Raw genomic sequence first — 16,063 nt, forward strand, 5'->3', positions numbered from 1 at the left:
TTTAGTAGTACCAGCCATGCTGTAGGTAATTGTACCGAGCGCTTGTAGTCTAAACCCACCGTTGTATAAATCATGATGAACTTCTTTCGCCTGTGTCGAACCTATATCAACGCTTGCATAACCAGTGTCAGCAATAGCCCGGTTAATCACCACTATTTCCGCTCATTTCATGGTTGCTGTTCCCCTTTACTGTTTCCTCTTGCAGAGGCAGCAATACTGTAAACGCCGTTCCTTCCCCCACCTTGCTGGACACAGAAATAGAGCCGCTATGCATCTCCGTTATTTTATGGGCGATGGAAAGTCCCAAGCCGCTACCTCCTGCGGTTCGGGTTCGTGACTTGTCTGCTTTATAAAATCGTTCGAAAATGCGCTGTTGATCCTGTTCATTGATACCCGGTCCTGTATCAGTAATGCAGACAACTGCCTGATTACCATTACTTGAAAGAGAAACAGATATGCTTCCACCCTGTGGGGTGAATTTAATAGCATTGTGAAGGAGATTCACCCACACCTGGCCCATTAGATCCTCGTCCGCGTTGACCTCAACGTTATGGGTGTCCACAATCATGTCAATTTGTTTAGCCTCCCATTGCGGTTCGCAGGCGAGGATAAGCGAGATCAGTTGCTTGTTCAGCCGATAAGAGGACGGATGAAACGGATGCCGCTCCGAATCCAGCACCGCCAGCTTCATCAGATTATCGCTTAGCTTGGATAGACGAATACACTCTGTCTCAATAATCGTCAAATATCGGTCCCGCTGCTCCCGATCCAGATTATCGTCCTTGAGCGCCTTAGCAAAACCAATGATTGAGGTCAGGGGCGAGCCAATTTCATGGGATACGTTTGAAATAAACGCCTCCCGCAGTTCTTCCATGACCTTCAGATTTGCCGCCATATCATTAATGCTGTCCACCAGCTGTACATAAGGATGTGTCCTATCATGGTTTCCGTTTCTCGTGCCAAAGTTCCATCCCAGATTTATGTGAAAATCCCCTTCTGAAATTCGCTTTAAAGCATCGATCATTTCGGTAAAAAAATGCTGTTCTCTAGGCTGGATAAAGCGCCTCACAGTCATACTAATTATACCGAAAAAGAAAAAGCCAAGTGTCGCATTAATAAGATAGACGAACAATTCATGCGGAGTCCATGACAAGCGTGAATAGATCACCGCCGTAATAAAATACGCAGCAGTCCAGCTAAGATACAGCACCAATAACACGAGCATGAATCTTGCAAGGATACGAAGGAACCCCGGTTCCCGCTTCATTGCCTTATCTCCAGCCGATACCCCAATCCCCGGATCGTACGGATCGCAAAGGATTGGGTTGCCTCCGGAAATCGTTCCCGAAGGCGCTTGATATGCACATCAACCGTTCTTTCGTCTCCCTCGTAATCATAACCCCAGATCTGTTCGATCAAATGGTCGCGTGTAAAGGTTTTGCCAGGATAGCTGGCCAGCTTGAAGAGCAGTTCAAATTCCTTGCGTGGCAGGGTAATTCCCTGCTCTCCAGCCTGACACTCAAATGTATCGCTGCGCAGGACAAGATCTCCGACAGTCACCGATTTTGAAGCCATGATCCGATAGCGTTTTAGTAAAGCCTTTACGCGTGCAACAAGCACCATAGGATCGAAGGGCTTAACAAGATAATCGTCCGTTCCAAGCGCGAAGCCTTTTACAATCTGTGACGTCTCGCCTTTGGCAGTAAGCATCAGCAGCGGCAGGTCGGTCTGCTCGCGCAGCTTACGGCACAGCTCCCAGCCATCCATCCCTGGCATCATGATATCGAGGACAAGCAAATCGACCTTAGTTTCATCAAACAAGCGCATAGCGTCCAAACCATCCACCGCCTCGACGACTTCCAGACCTTCCAGTCTCAGAAAGTGTCCGACGAGTTCACGAATATGCGGGTCATCATCAACCACTAATACACGTGTCATTTTAACCCCCTAACTACAGACTAACTCTGCCTTGAATCTCTCATCCTCGTCAAGAGTTCCCCTTCCTATGCTTTACGCATATAAGCACGAACTGTAAGCGGGGCAAAGATCGCCACAATAACTGCCGCCCCAAGCAAAGAGATCGCCAGTTCTCCGCCAATCATCCCCGTATTCGCAAGCTCTCTAACCGCGTTCACAAGATGTGAAATCGGGTTGACGTTCACAAACCACTGTAGCCAGCCAGGCATAGTATCTACAGGCACAAATGCGTTGGAAATAAAGGTAAGTGGAAACAGAACAATCATGGAGATACCCTGTACACTTGAGGCCGTGCGGGCAATCACGCCAAAGAAGGCGAATATCCAGCTGACCGCCCAGGAACACACGATGACCAGAAGTGCAGCGATCGCAACACTCAGCAGTCCTCCCTCTGGTTGATACCCCAAAATATACCCCATGGCAAAGGTAAGTACAGTCGCAATAGTATAACGAAGACTGTCGGCCAGCAGAGCTCCAGCCAAAGGGGCAATACGTGCGATCGGAAGTGACTTGAACCTGTCGAACACTCCCTTGTCCATATCCTCCCGCAGTTGCACACCGGTAACGACGGAGGTCGAGATGACTGTTTGGACGAGGATGCCTGGAATGATGACCGGTAGATAATGCTGCACGTCTCCTGAGATAGCCCCGCCAAAGATATAGGTAAACATAAGAGTAAAAATAATCGGCTGGAGCGTGACATCAAACAACTGCTCAGGAGTATGCCTGATCTTCAGAATGCCCCGGTAGGCCATCGTCATGGAGTTGGCGAACGCCTGTTTGAAACTCACAGACTTTTTCAAGGTGCGATGAGAAGCTGTCATAGCAGTAGCGTTTTTCATGCTCTCACCCCCTCTACGGCATGTGCTTCATGGGCCGTCTGCTGCTCATTTACTTGTACGCCTTGGCCAGTGATGGACAGAAACACCTGGTCAAGCGTTGGCTTTTGCACACTCATCTCTGCCAGGTGAATTTCTCCGGCACGGAGAGCAATCAGCAGGTCCGTCACCCGATCGGCATTAGCCATCGGAGAAATAATTTTTCCAGCCTCCACCGACACGCTGGACTTGACTGAAAGCACTTGTTCAACGATTCGAGCAGCCCTTCCGATATCCTGTTGATTTTGCACTCTGAGTTGCAGAGTTGACGACCCCACTGCCGCTTTCAGTTCATCTACCGTCCCCTCGGCGACTACCCGACCATGATCGATCACCGCAATTCGATCAGCAAGCTGATCCGCCTCATCGAGATACTGGGTCGTGAGCAATACGGTGGAACCCGTCTTCACCAGACGCCGGATCGTGTCCCACATCTGAACACGCGTGCGCGGGTCCAGTCCGGTAGTCGGCTCATCCAGAAAGATTAGTGGCGGCTTGGCAATAAGACTTGCGGCCAAATCCAGTCGGCGGCGCATGCCTCCGGAGAAATGCTTTAACGGTCGCTTGGCTGCTTCAGACAATCCAAATTCCTCTAGCAGCTCCGCTGCCTTATGACGTGCCTCAGCACGTTCCAGTCCGAGCAGCCTGGAGAAAATAATCAGATTCTCGGTAGCACTAAGCGACTCATCGACCGATGCGTACTGACCCGTTACGCCAATTAATTGACGAACAACCTGCGGTTCCTTTACTGCATCGTGTCCAAAAATAAGCGCCGATCCCCCATCAGGTCGCAATAACGTTGACAGCATTCGGATGGTCGTCGTCTTACCTGCCCCATTGGGACCAAGCACTCCGTAGATCGTGCCGGCACGCACATTTAGATCGACACCATGTACCGCATACTTATCACCAAAAGTTTTAACTAGTCCTCTTGCTTCAATGGCCAGGGTTTCTTTTTTGTCTGTATAATCCACTTTCATTTCCTCCCTACAACGATTTCTATAGAGAGAATAATCCACTTTTATGAACTGAATATGAACAGACCTTTTACTTAATTATTTACACTGTAAAAAAATAATCTCGTTCTACCTTGCTCACTCTTAAACCGAATGCTTTATACCAATCAGATTTCCCTTTCTCCTGTGCTAGCTTGTGTAGCTCGTTATCCTTCCAATGTTTTATAGCGTCCAAGGACTCCCAATAGGACACGGTGATGCCCACTCCGTTTTGGTCACGAACACTTTCCACACCTAGAAATCCAGGCTGCTTGGCAGCCAGTTCCACCATTTTGTCCCCCATCTTTCCGTATCCGCCATCCCCTTCCGTACGCTCAGAAGTAAAAATAGCTGCATAATAAGGGGGCTGTGGTGTTTTTGCAATTGAACTCATAGGTACCTCCCAGAAATTAATGGTTAATCGGCATTTTTCTCAAGTTCGATTATAACTACAAAGCTGAGATAAAAAAAATGAATATATATGATACTATGTATGAATATATTTCATTCTATGTTGGAGGACACATGAATTTGTTTAAATATAAGGTCTTTCTTAGCGTAATAGAAGCAGGAAGCTTTACCAAAGCAGGAGCACTTCTCAATCTTACACAATCCGCTATTAGCCATGCCGTTTCTGCTTTGGAGTATGAATTGGGCCTAACTCTTTTAATTAGAGGACGTTCAGGCATCCAATTGACCAGCAACGGAGAACGTCTGATGAAGCATTTCAGAGAAATCATCCAAATGAATGAAAAGCTGTATCAAGAGGTCGCCCTCATCAAAGGACTGGAGACCGGAACTGTAAAGATAGGTACATTCTCAAGTGTATCCATCCATTGGTTGCCTGGGATCATCCAAAAGTTTAACGAGCAGTTCCCACTTATTGAACTAAAATTGCTCGACGGGAACTACCATGACATAGAGCATTGGATAGCCAGCGGAGAAGCTGATTTTGGCTTCGTTAATCTGCCTACACTCGATGGACTGGAAGTATTACCGTTAAAAAAAGAAAGAATGCTGTGCGTACTTCCGTCTAATCATGTGCTTCGGGAGCAGACAAGCATACGTGTGGATCAGCTTCTCAATGAACCCTTCATTATGCCGGCTTCAGGCTGTGATACAGATGTACAGAGAATTTTTTCCCAGCACAAGCTTGTTCCGAAAATCAAATATGAATTAGAAGATGATCATGCCATTATGGCTATGGTGCAAAATGGCCTGGGCGTAAGTATCCTTCCCGAAATGATTTTAGTCCAAAACCCTTATGACATTTGTATTCGGCCCTTGGATGGACGATATTCCCGTTCCGTCGGTATTGCTACGGTCTCCTTAAAGAACATGGCTCCAGCCGCCAAAAAGTGTATGGACTTTATTACTGAATGGATCAACTAGCTTCTTCCTGTTGGCCAAGGCAACGGATTCTCAAAGCTGGACCAGTCCATATCCATTTCGCTATCGTTCAGCAGACATTCATCTAGCTCTTCTTCCAAGTTCAGCCGATTCATTCCGATACCGATCATAACGATTTCGTTCATGCGGTCGCCCCACTGCTCATCCCAATGGTCCAGAGCCTCAGGGTTGCCCGCAATGATTTCCTGCCGTTCTTCTTCTGGCAACGCCGCAAGCCAACTTCCCGCTGGACCAAATTGAATAGATGGCCCTGCCTGGCTGATGCTCGCCGCCCAATCCTGAGGGGCTGCAATCCAGACCAAGCCTTTGGCGCGAACGATTTCCTCCGGCCAGTAGCTCATAAATTCTGCCAATCTTGCAGGATGAAACGGTCTTCTACGCCGATAAACAAAAGAGTTGATTCCATATTCGTCCGTCTCCGGTGTGTGGCTTTCCAGCTCCAGCTCGCGAATCCAGCCAGCGGATTGACTAGCTTTGTCAAAGTTGAACAGCCCGGTATTTAAAATGTCCGAAGGCGCGACCTTTCCCTTGGAAGTGCGAATGATTCGGGCTTCAGGTTGCAATCTCCGCAGCACACCCTCCAGCTTGTCCAGCTCTGCGGGCTGAACCAGATCGCACTTATTCAGAATCAATACGTCACAAGTTTCAATCTGGTCAATTAGCAAGTCCGAGATATCACGTGTGTCATCTTCTCCAGTAGCTTGCTTACGATCCAGCAGCGTTTCTCCTGATTCAAAGTCATGCCAGAAACGGTTCGCATCCACTACAGTCACCATACAATCCAGTTTTGCCAGCGAAGCTAGATTAATGCCCGTTCCTTCATCAGCGTAGGTAAAGGTTTGAGCGATGGGAACAGGTTCACTGATGCCCGTAGATTCAATTAATATATAATCAAACTCGCCTTGTTCCGCTAGCTTCTTGACCTCAAGCAATAAATCTTCACGTAATGTACAGCAAATACAACCATTAGACAACTCGACCAGTTTTTCTTCTGTTCTGGACAAGCCGCCCTCTTTTTTAACCAGCTCGGCATCTATATTTACTTCACTCATGTCATTGACAATGACTGCTACTTTCATTCCGTCTCGATTGTTTAAAACATGATTCAAAATCGTCGTTTTTCCTGCACCCAAATACCCGCTCAACACGGTTACCGGGATTGGTTTCTTATTCATTGCTGGTTCACTCCCCTTAATATTAGCTTATTATCAACCATTAATCGTAATAATTACTATTAAATCAGCATTCAGAAATATACAGCATTCCTTTTGCTTTGTCAACTGTAAAGAAACTCTTGAAATGAATGATCTAAAGTAATTAATATGAGAAATAACGATACTTAAAGAATTAGGAGAATGCTATGCGCTCAATCTGGTTAGGTGTGTTAGCGGCTTTCTTTTTTGCTTTTACATTTGTTCTCAACCGGTCCATGGAGCTGTCTGGGGGGAGCTGGATCTGGAGTGCTTCATTACGCTATCTGTTTATGGTTCCTATGCTGTTCGTCATTGTAATGGCCCAACATAAGCTCAAGCCTCTTTGGAAAGTCATGAAGGAACAACCGGGAATGTGGCTGTGGTGGAGCTTCATTGGATTTGGTTTATTTTATGCTCCGTTATGCTTCTCATCCGCATATTCACCGGGGTGGTTGATTGCAGGGACTTGGCAAATAACCATTATTTCCGGTTCTTTGCTTGTTCCTTTATTTGCTGAGGTTGTCCAAACGGAGAACGGCCCTGTCAAAGTACGAGGAAAAATCCCGATCCAAGGATTGTTGATATCTCTGATTATTTTAATCGGAATTATTGTGATGCAGGTCGAACAGTCGCAATCTATTTCTACTCAAGATTTTTTATTCGGTATGTTGCCTGTAATTCTGGCCTCTTTCGCCTATCCATTAGGTAATCGCATTTCGTTATATGAGATGTTGAGCGCAGGAATGCCAAGAAGAATCAGACCATACAGTCTGCTCTGGTGACCGTATTCTCAGGGGTAATTGCTACTGTCTTATTTTTGCAAAGCTACAAATCAGGTACGTGCAAATATGCAAAAGCTGGCCACAGTAGAAGTTACACATGCTAAAAAACTTTAGGTAACTTCAGGCATTAGAAAAAGACCGCAAAAAATAGATACGGTCTTTTTAAATCTTTTGAATTGAACAATCTTACTTTTCTACATTTTTTTTGAATTCTATCATAAAGTCTTTTGGATCTGATTCTACATTATAAGGGAATACACCTTGTTTCGTATGCAAATAAAGAACACCATAACCCTTCCCGATACTTTTAAACGATATATCATATACCTCATTGAGAGCAAACTCCCGGTACGCTGATATAATTTTAGTTGTATACAAGTGTAAAACTCGACGATGGATAACTGTTTCCTGTTTTAACGGAGTTACGATTCTTTCCACCTTGTAATACGGCTGGACGGAAATGATATTGTGCACATGATCCCTCCACATTTAGCATCAATCCAGACAGACATGACGCAATCCTGCACTATGGTTTTGAAGATGTATTTTGTTCCAATACCGGCGCCAGATCATCCTGAACACTGTTCTCCCATAAAGGGACTCCTGAACGGTAGGCAGCTCTTCCATTTAGATGCCCGGCTACGGGAGAAGTGATAAAGACAAACACAATGGCAAGCAGTAATTTGATGCTGACCACGTCTACATAAAACAAAAAATAAAGAAAGGCTCCTGTTAATACACAAAGCACGCCAAGCGTTGCACTTTTGGTTGCGGCGTGAGAACGTAAATAAACATCTGGTAGCCGAATCAACCCAAATGCGCTCAATCCACAGAACAGAGCGCCGAACAAAACAAGGATCGCAGTAAACAACTCACCGATCAAGTTCATCACCCCCAGTGTCTATGACGGCATCTCTTTCTATATATCTCGCCAACGCCGTTGTTCCTATAAATGTCAGAATTCCTATAACAAGAACAATTTCAATAAAATCTTGTGTCCTCAGTTGCATACAAATCACAGCAATCATAGCTAGCAGATTTATACCTATCGTGTCCAGCGCGGCTACCCTATCTGGACGGGTTGGTCCTTTAATCAAACGGTATAAGCAACCTAATATGGCTAAGGAGAGAATAGCTAGTGATGCAGTCATAAGTGCCAGAACTATCACTGTGTCACCTCCATGATCGCTTTTTCAAAGGTCCCTCTAATTTGCTCAGAAAGCAGTGTCGCGTCCTGTATGTCCATGGCATGAATATACAGCATTTGACCTTCTCCGGATATTTCCAGAGTGAGCGTTCCTGGTGTCAGACAAATGAGGCACGATAAAATAGTGACCTCCCAATCTGATTTTAAAGCAGTCTCATAGACAAAAATGCCTGGGCGGATCGTCAGCTTCGGGCGGAGAATATGATGGATAACCGCAAAGCTAGAAACGATCAGCTCCCGCATAAACAGAAGTAGCAGCTTCAGGATGGCCCATATGCGCTTCAAGTAGAAAGGTTCTGGACGGAACTTACGCAAAACAAGCAATATGACTATCCCTAACAGAATGCCCATGGTGAACCGCGACCCTGACCAGTCGTTGTTAAGCAGCATCCACAGCAATGCAATCATCAGATTTAATAATATTTGAAAGACCATCTTCATCTACTCCTTTATTACAGCTTCGATGTATAGCGTGGGATGAGCCAGCACATCACCAGCTTGTGCAACATAGGAATAGACCCAATCCGCCCCGATGCCCATCAATATAACCAGGACGAGCAAACCGGCCGCCACAGTACTCACACTTTTTAGCTTTATCTTCGGCAAGTTGCCTTCGGGTTCATTCCCCCAAAATGCAAGCCTGAATACTTTGATCAGCGAGTACAGCACAAGGAAACTCGATCCTAGCCCAATCAAGGATAATGTCAGCATTCCAGCATCCAATCCGCCCCGAGTTATCAACACTTTACCGGCAAACCCGCTAAGCGGTGGAATACCTACAAGTGCAAGGGCCAGTGTAAAAAACATCCAGCCGATTAAAGGATAGCGTTTGATGAGACCCCCCATATCTTTTAATTGATCCGTTCCCGCTGCAGTGATAATGATACCCCCAAGAACAAACATTAATCCTTTTGCCAACATATCGTGTAGCAAATAGAAAATCGCCCCATTCAATGCATCTGGTGTCGCTGCAGCCAGACCGAAGGCCACAAAGCCTACACTGATAATGACGTTGTAATTAAAGATACGAGGAATATCGTTATAAGCCACCGCTCCCAGTCCTCCCAGAATCATCGTAGCCGCTGCCATCCAAGCGACCCACGTATGCGTGAGTCCGGGATCATTGACAAAAATAAGAGTAAAGGTCCGAATGATTGCATACAGTCCCACTTTTGTCAGTAACGCACCGAACAAGGCCCTTATAGCAGACGGTGGCGCACTGTAAGAACCCGGCAGCCAGAAAAAGAGAAATAATCCCGCTTTCAATGAGAACACAATCAGGAACAGAACAGCGATCACATTGAGTACGCCTCCCTGCCCCGCTTCAGCAACCCGCTGAGACAAATGAGCCATATTCAGGGTGCCGACAGCCGCATATAGATAAGCAACTGCTGCCACAAAAAGTGTGGATGACACAATGTTAATAAGCAAATATTTGGAGGTTTCCCGAAGCTGGAGCTTCGTTCCTCCCAGTGAAATCAAGGCATAGGAGGAAATCAGCATAACCTCGAAGAAAACGAACAAATTGAACATATCTCCTGTAAGAAAAGATCCGTAGACACCTACAAGCAAGAAATGAAAAAAGGTGTAGTAATAAAAACGCTCCCGTTCTGCATCAATACTGCGGAAGGAGTAGATAAGAATCCCCAAGCTTACCACCGAAGCGGTTAACACAAGCAGAGCCGCAAACATGTCCCCCACGAACACAATGCCATACGGCGGCGCCCATCCCCCCATTTGCAAAGTTTGTATACCTCCGCTATGAATGCGGTAAATCAGCACAAGAGCAATCATAATATTCAAAATGGCGCTAACTGTACTAATGAACCGCTGAAGCAGAACTCTCTCCTTCATAAAAATCAATATAACAGCGGTACATAAGGGAATTAAAATCGGTAGTGCCAAGAGATTGCTCATCGTTCTTCCCCCTTAACACTGTCGATTTCATCGGTGCCCAACGTCTGGTATGAACGGTAAGCAAGCACGAAGAAAAAGGCAGTGACTCCAAAACTGATGACGATAGAGGTCAGAATTAACGCCTGCGGTAAAGGGTCCACATAAGTCTCCGCTTTACCTCCTAATACTGGAGCAGCTCCCGTCTTTAGTCCGGCCATCGTCAAGAGCAGCAAATGAACGCCATGAGTTAGCAAGGAAGTCCCCAAAACAATGCGCAGAAGGCTCTTAGATAAAATCAGGTACACCCCAATTGTAAATAAAATACCTACAGCTACAGCCATAATCAGTTCCATTTCACTCATCCCCCCCTATGGTAAAAATAATACTCATGGTCACACCTACTACAGCCAGGTATACCCCCAGATCAAAGAGGACTGCTGTAGCCAGCTCGGTATCACCCATAATAGGCAGATCAAAGTGCCCAAAGGCATGGCTGAGAAAAGGGGCCTCGAAAACAAACGAGCCAGCCGCAGTCAGAATTGCAATGAGCAGCCCTACCGCTGTGATCATGCGATAATTCACTGGAAGGACTTTACGAACCGTGTCCATCCCAAAGGAGATCGCCATCAAAATAAGCGCTACTGAAGTCATCAGGGCTCCGATGAAGCCACCTCCCGGATTATTGTGTCCGGCAAAGAACAAATACATCGAGAAAGTGAGAATCACGATTATGATAACCTTGGACATAGTTCGCAAGATTACATCATTACTCCGGAGCGGAAAAGCCATTCTTCCCCCCTTCTTATTTTTGTTGGCGGGTGTAATGCCAGGCTCCACTTGCAAGTTAATCAAGGCATAAATGCTAAGGGATGCAATAGCGAGAACCATAATTTCAAATAGAGTGTCGAATCCCCGGAAGTCAACGAGAATGACATTGACTACGTTTTTCCCTCCGGCCAAGGAATAGCTTTCTTTAAGGAAAAACTCCGAAATAGGAGCGAATGGACTACTGCCCATTGCTGCCAGCCCAATGAATGTCATCGTAATTCCTACACCTGCAGCGATAATCAAATTCGGCAATCTAAAGCTCAGACGCTCCTTCTCTTTTTTTAACTTCGGAAGATACTTAAAGCACAGAAGGAACAGAATGACAGATACTGTCTCCACAATCATTTGTGTTAATGCAAGATCAGGTGCGCGGAAGATAACAAACAGCAGAGTCACCATGTACCCGACTGCACCAGTAAATAAAATCGCGTTGACCCGCGACTTAGCAAAGGGTACGGCCAACGCTGCTAGAAGCATTACAACAACAATGACAGCCTCATAGAAACCTAACGGAGCATAGTGGCTCATACCCAGCGATATTCCTTGGGTACCAATCATCGCACTTCCTAAGGCAATGACGAAAAAGCCAAATATATAAAGTAAATAATGTCTGTTTGATCCCGTCATGTAGAGATTTGTGAAGCGGTTTGATCCACGTTCCAGCACTTGAAGAGATCCATCGTACATGAGATTAAGAAAATTGCTACCGTTCCGTTCCCGATCCAGAATCCGCAATCGGCTGTGTCTTCTATAGAGAAGTGTCCCGACAGCGATAACACCCAGTGTCATGAATATCTCAGGTGTCCAACCATGCCAGAAATGAATGGAGACACCGAAGGTTTCCATTGGCGACAATAGCTCGTTATAGATCGAGCCCATAGCCGGCTCAATCAGAGAATAAGACAAGAGATCAGGAAATAAGCCGAATACCACAGCGAGTGAAACCAGCAGGACAGGGGAAATCAACAGACCCAGCGGTGCTTCATGCGGTATTTTATCGAGCTTCTCCGGCTGGAGATTACCAGTAAAAGTTTTAAAGACCAAAATCATACTGTAAACAAAGGTAAATACACTGGCAATCCATGCAATCACCGGAATTAGAATCATCCACGACTGTGTATTCAGAACATCCAACTCCCGAATATTCAACACAGCGGTAAAGAACATTTCTTTACTCAGAAAACCGCTGAATGGTGGTAACCCTGCCATCGAGAAAGCCCCCATCAACGCCACAGAAAAGGTGACTGGCATTAGGGATATTAAACCGCCGAGCTTGCGCAGATCCCGAGTGTTCACCTCGTGGTCGACAATACCAACCACCATAAATAGAGAGCCTTTAAAGACGGCATGGTTGATCAGGTGAAAGATGGCCGCCGCAGTAGCCGTCGTATAGAATAACGACTCCTCTGTATCGGAAAAAAAGGCAGAAGCCGATCCCAGCCCGAGCAAACACATAATCAGACCAAGCTGACTAATAGTGGAATAGGCAAGCAGAGCTTTAAGATCTGTTTGTTTAATCGCTTTAAACGATCCATAAAAAAGCGTGACCAGACCTGAAAGTGAAACCAACCAGAACCATTCGGACTGTCCAGCGAATACGGGGCTAAGACGCGCCACAAGGTATAACCCCGCCTTAACCATTGTAGCTGAATGCAGATAAGCACTGACAGGTGTCGGCGCCTCCATGGCATCGGGCAACCAGATGTGAAAAGGAAATTGTGCAGACTTAGTAAACGCCCCCAGTAGAATCAGCAGCATCGCCGGAATAAACAACGGGGACTCAGTCAATAAGCCGACTTGGGCTATAATCTCTCGAATGCTGTATGTTCCACTCATTACGTAGAGTAGATTGAACCCCGCGAACATCGCCAGCCCGCCAAAGACAGTAATTAGCATCGACTTCAGAGCTCCATAACGTGATCTCTCCCGTCGGTGCCAAAAGGCGATCAGCAGAAATGATGTAATACTGGTTAACTCCCAGAATCCATATAGAACCATCAAATTGTCAGACAAAACGACACCAAGCATTGCTCCCATAAACATGAGCAAATAGATGTAGAAATGGCGAATCGCTTCCGTCCGCTTATTAAGATAATAAATGGAATACAAAATCACCAACGCACCCATTCCCGTAATCAGCAGAGCAAATAGCAGGCTCAGTCCATCCAGATGCAACGTAATATTAATCCCAAGTGAAGGCATCCAAGATATAGTTGATATCGTATCATTTCCAGCCTGAATGTCCGATATCCTTGTCAGGAAGTACAGAAAAAGAGCTATGGGTACGGGCAAGACTATCCAACCTGTATGACAGCGCGAAACGCCCTTGGTCAACGGTATTAGGACAGCCAGCATGAATGGAATCAAAATTGCAGCATGCAACACAATCGAGCACTCCCCCTATATAAGTTTACTTTTTTTGTATATGACCTCTAGGAATGCGGCTTTACCCATTCACTTTGTAGAATTCTCAAATACTGGGCTTCCCCATTTCTAACGATTTTGAATAGACCGCTGTTGAAATCAGTATCCAGCTCACGAAAAAAAATCCCTTTTATCGTATCTTCTCCACCAGGCTCTTCGCTCAGTACATAATTTCCATCCCGCTTTACCAAATAAGCGGAAAATCCCTTCTCATGCGAGTGCTCTAAGAGCTCGGGATAACGCTGCACAGCCACAATATGAAGATCAATGGGACCCAGCTGTTCAATCAAATCGTTGACAAAATTACCACGGGTAATCTCTTGCCATAGCGTCTGACTGGACTGGCCAATGATAATTTGGGTAACCTTTTTTTCCTGAGCTGTCTCCACGATCACTTCAGCTGTCTTTTTCCCATTGCATTTACGAATTAGAAACGATCCTCCAGCATCTTTGGTCTGCTTTTCCCATCCTGAGAGGTATTGTTCCTTGTTTTGGTTGTATTCATGATCTGTTGTTGCATCCACTGTTAACACATATAAAGGAGCCCCGAGTAACCGGGATAATTCGCTGCCTCTTTGAATTAACCGCTGTCCGTGCGGACCATAATGGACACACACCATAATGCTCTCATTGTTCATCTCCGTCATCATTTTCTGTGCCTCCTGTTTCCAATTTAACGAAAAAAACACAAAAAGAGCCCACTGTTGGCAGGCTCCTCCGGGTAAAACAATATACAATTAGTTCTAATTATATAGTTTACCGGGGAGATTGTAAAGGTAATTTTTTTTGCGTATAGCACCCTGTAGAAATGGAGAATATTCTTACAGAGGAGTGGTTCATGTGTTGATGCGCAAAATGATGATCTGCACCAGTCTCTTTATCCTATTGCTTATCGTGGGCTGGGGACTTGAACATAATATTCACACAAAAATAGCTATGAGCCAGATGTTACCAGCAGTTGAAAGTTACAAATTCCGATCAGCTCATTTCACTGAACCTGTCCTAATAAGCATTCCCTTTCTCCCCAGGGAGTATGTACGGATAGTACGAAAGATTAACGAATAGTTGTTAGTTTTTCCGATTAGTATAAAAACAGCAGCTCAAGGAGACTACTCCCAGATCTGCTGTTTTTTTTGGAAATTATTTTTAAAAAGAATGTTGCTTGATCATAAGTACGAGGTATGATTACCAAGCGTAGGCTTCTGGTGCAGGTTTTCCCGGACCCGGGAAAATCTCATCCAGTTTGGCAAGCACATCTTTACTTAATTTAACCTCAGGTACCCGCAGAGCATCCTCTAACTGTTCTAATGTCCGTGGTCCGATAATTGGAGCCGTCACGGCCGGATGAGATAGCACCCAAGCCAGGGCAATCACGTCTTCCTTTTCACCCAGCTCGCGAGATAACGCCGCAAATTGTTCCAGCTTCGCACGATTCTGCTCTACCTTTTCCTTGGCACGTGCGCTGCGGGAACCTGTACCTGCTAACGCATTGCGTCCCAGCAGTCCGCCCGCCAACGGGCTCCATGGAATTACACCCAGACCCAGCTCTTGAGCTGCCGGTAATACTTCAAGCTCAGCCGAACGTTCGTTCAGGTTGTACAAATGCTGTTCCGATACCAGACCCAGAAAACGACGTGCCTTCGCTTCGGCCTGAGCCACCGCAATATGCCACCCTGCAAAATTACTGGAACCGATATAACCAACTTGTCCACGATCCACCACGGACTCGAATACACCCCACAATTCATCCCATGACACATTGCGGTCAATGTGATGCATTTGATATAGCTCTATATGATCGGTTTGCAGACGTTTCAGCGACGCATCCAAATGACGGCGAATTTTGTAAGCAGACAAACCTGATCCTGCATTGGGTCCGTCATTTTCATTTTTCATGTCCCCGTAAACCTTGGTCGCCAATACGACCTTTTCGCGTCTTCCACCGCCTTGCTGGAACCATCGTCCGATAATTTCTTCCGTCCAGCCTTTACGGTCATGGCCATATACATTAGCCGTATCAAAGAAGTTAATGCCCGCATCAAGCGCGGCATCCATAATCTTAAAAGCATCCTTTTCTTCAGTTTCCGGTCCGAAATTCATTGTGCCCAGACATAACCGACTAACCTTCAAGCCTGACTTTCCTAAGTATGAATACTCCATACTGTCTCCCGCCTTTGCTTAAGGATTTTTTTAAATTCCGAAAAATTGCATAAAAAAAGACCATACCTACTTCATTCACCAGAATAACCCCCCTTTGAAACACCCCAAAATGCATTTTAAAAGGTGGATAGCGCATGCAAAAAAGCCTCCGCACCATGCCGAAGCATTACTTGCGGAGGCCCTCCTCATACTACCCACCGAATGTTAAAAGAAGTGACTTTACGGTGGTTACCAGCGGAGAGAAAGATTTGAATCTGGAGAAGCGTCAGCGATCGTAAGATCAAATCCTTCGCGGAGCCGCTCACCTTAACCA

16 protein-coding genes and 1 pseudogene are annotated in these 16,063 nt (G+C 45.8%); 3 read left to right on the forward strand and 14 right to left on the reverse strand.

What is annotated here, in order from left to right; genetic code table 11:
• Window positions 1-142: 142 nt before the first annotated feature.
• The 5 genes from C0638_RS22330 to C0638_RS22350 all read right to left on the reverse strand — a co-directional run bounded on the left by C0638_RS22330 (window position 143) and on the right by C0638_RS22350 (window position 4,244).
• Window positions 143-1,267 carry a sensor histidine kinase gene (locus C0638_RS22330; protein ID WP_058710463.1) on the reverse strand — a complete coding sequence of 375 codons (1,125 nt, stop codon included), beginning with the start codon at window positions 1,265-1,267 and terminating at the stop codon, window positions 143-145.
• Complete coding sequence (locus C0638_RS22335) at window positions 1,264-1,938, reverse strand: response regulator transcription factor (protein WP_025679065.1); 675 nt, start codon at window positions 1,936-1,938, stop codon at window positions 1,264-1,266. Before C0638_RS22335 ends, C0638_RS22330 begins: the two co-directional genes overlap by 4 nt.
• Window positions 1,939-2,003: 65 nt before the next feature.
• Window positions 2,004-2,819 (reverse strand): ABC transporter permease, encoded by an 816-nt coding sequence (locus tag C0638_RS22340; RefSeq protein ID WP_013370890.1) that lies wholly within the window; start codon window positions 2,817-2,819, stop codon window positions 2,004-2,006.
• A complete protein-coding gene (locus tag C0638_RS22345) occupies window positions 2,816-3,835 on the reverse strand; it encodes a daunorubicin resistance protein DrrA family ABC transporter ATP-binding protein (protein WP_025679061.1) in 1,020 nt (339 codons plus the stop codon). Before C0638_RS22345 ends, C0638_RS22340 begins: the two co-directional genes overlap by 4 nt.
• Window positions 3,836-3,914: 79 nt before the next feature.
• Window positions 3,915-4,244 carry an antibiotic biosynthesis monooxygenase family protein gene (locus tag C0638_RS22350; protein ID WP_013370888.1) on the reverse strand — a complete coding sequence of 110 codons (330 nt, stop codon included), beginning with the start codon at window positions 4,242-4,244 and terminating at the stop codon, window positions 3,915-3,917.
• A gap of 131 nt (window positions 4,245-4,375) precedes the next feature.
• Here C0638_RS22350 and C0638_RS22355 point away from each other — a divergent pair, with 131 nt between their 5' ends.
• Window positions 4,376-5,242, forward strand: coding sequence for a LysR family transcriptional regulator (locus tag C0638_RS22355; protein ID WP_025679058.1), 867 nt, complete (start codon window positions 4,376-4,378; stop codon window positions 5,240-5,242).
• Here the strand turns inward: C0638_RS22355 and C0638_RS22360 are convergent.
• Window positions 5,239-6,435, reverse strand: coding sequence for a GTP-binding protein (locus C0638_RS22360; protein ID WP_025679057.1), 1,197 nt, complete (start codon window positions 6,433-6,435; stop codon window positions 5,239-5,241). The genes C0638_RS22355 and C0638_RS22360 overlap by 4 nt on opposite strands.
• A 185-nt stretch (window positions 6,436-6,620) precedes the next feature.
• On the opposite strand from C0638_RS22360, the pseudogene C0638_RS22365 reads away from it, so the two are divergent.
• Window positions 6,621-7,337 (forward strand): annotated as a pseudogene (locus C0638_RS22365) (multidrug resistance efflux transporter family protein); the annotation flags it as partial.
• 424 nt (window positions 7,338-7,761) lie between these two features.
• Here C0638_RS22365 and mnhG read toward each other — a convergent pair.
• The 8 genes from mnhG to C0638_RS22415 form a co-directional block, all read right to left on the reverse strand.
• Entirely contained in the window at window positions 7,762-8,124 is a 363-nt protein-coding gene (mnhG, locus tag C0638_RS22375) for a monovalent cation/H(+) antiporter subunit G (RefSeq protein ID WP_040101481.1), read from the reverse strand.
• Window positions 8,108-8,401: a Na(+)/H(+) antiporter subunit F1 gene (locus C0638_RS22380; RefSeq protein WP_058710539.1), complete on the reverse strand. Its 294-nt coding sequence runs from the start codon at window positions 8,399-8,401 to the stop codon at window positions 8,108-8,110. Before C0638_RS22380 ends, mnhG begins: the two co-directional genes overlap by 17 nt.
• Complete coding sequence (locus tag C0638_RS22385) at window positions 8,401-8,877, reverse strand: Na+/H+ antiporter subunit E (RefSeq protein WP_058710464.1); 477 nt, start codon at window positions 8,875-8,877, stop codon at window positions 8,401-8,403. The genes C0638_RS22380 and C0638_RS22385 overlap by 1 nt, the downstream gene beginning before the upstream one ends.
• A gap of 6 nt (window positions 8,878-8,883) precedes the next feature.
• The gene (locus C0638_RS22390) at window positions 8,884-10,359 is read right to left on the reverse strand and encodes a Na+/H+ antiporter subunit D (RefSeq protein ID WP_058710465.1); all 1,476 of its coding nucleotides are present in this window, start codon (window positions 10,357-10,359) and stop codon (window positions 8,884-8,886) included.
• Window positions 10,356-10,691: a Na(+)/H(+) antiporter subunit C gene (locus tag C0638_RS22395; RefSeq protein WP_040101484.1), complete on the reverse strand. Its 336-nt coding sequence runs from the start codon at window positions 10,689-10,691 to the stop codon at window positions 10,356-10,358. Before C0638_RS22395 ends, C0638_RS22390 begins: the two co-directional genes overlap by 4 nt.
• Window position 10,692: 1 nt before the next feature.
• Window positions 10,693-13,521 carry a Na+/H+ antiporter subunit A gene (locus C0638_RS22400; protein WP_058710540.1) on the reverse strand — a complete coding sequence of 943 codons (2,829 nt, stop codon included), beginning with the start codon at window positions 13,519-13,521 and terminating at the stop codon, window positions 10,693-10,695.
• A gap of 77 nt (window positions 13,522-13,598) precedes the next feature.
• The gene (locus C0638_RS22405; RefSeq protein WP_040101486.1) at window positions 13,599-14,240 is read right to left on the reverse strand and encodes a universal stress protein; all 642 of its coding nucleotides are present in this window, start codon (window positions 14,238-14,240) and stop codon (window positions 13,599-13,601) included.
• Between the two features lie 535 nt (window positions 14,241-14,775).
• Window positions 14,776-15,750 (reverse strand): aldo/keto reductase, encoded by a 975-nt coding sequence (locus tag C0638_RS22415; protein ID WP_058710467.1) that lies wholly within the window; start codon window positions 15,748-15,750, stop codon window positions 14,776-14,778.
• Between the two features lie 134 nt (window positions 15,751-15,884).
• Between C0638_RS22415 and C0638_RS25235 the strand changes: the two genes are divergently transcribed.
• Window positions 15,885-16,028: a hypothetical protein gene (locus C0638_RS25235; RefSeq protein WP_158657706.1), complete on the forward strand. Its 144-nt coding sequence runs from the start codon at window positions 15,885-15,887 to the stop codon at window positions 16,026-16,028.
• Window positions 16,029-16,063 lie beyond the last annotated feature (35 nt).

This window comes from Paenibacillus sp. lzh-N1, assembly GCF_002872435.1.
GTDB classification, from domain to species: domain Bacteria; phylum Bacillota; class Bacilli; order Paenibacillales; family Paenibacillaceae; genus Paenibacillus; species Paenibacillus polymyxa_C.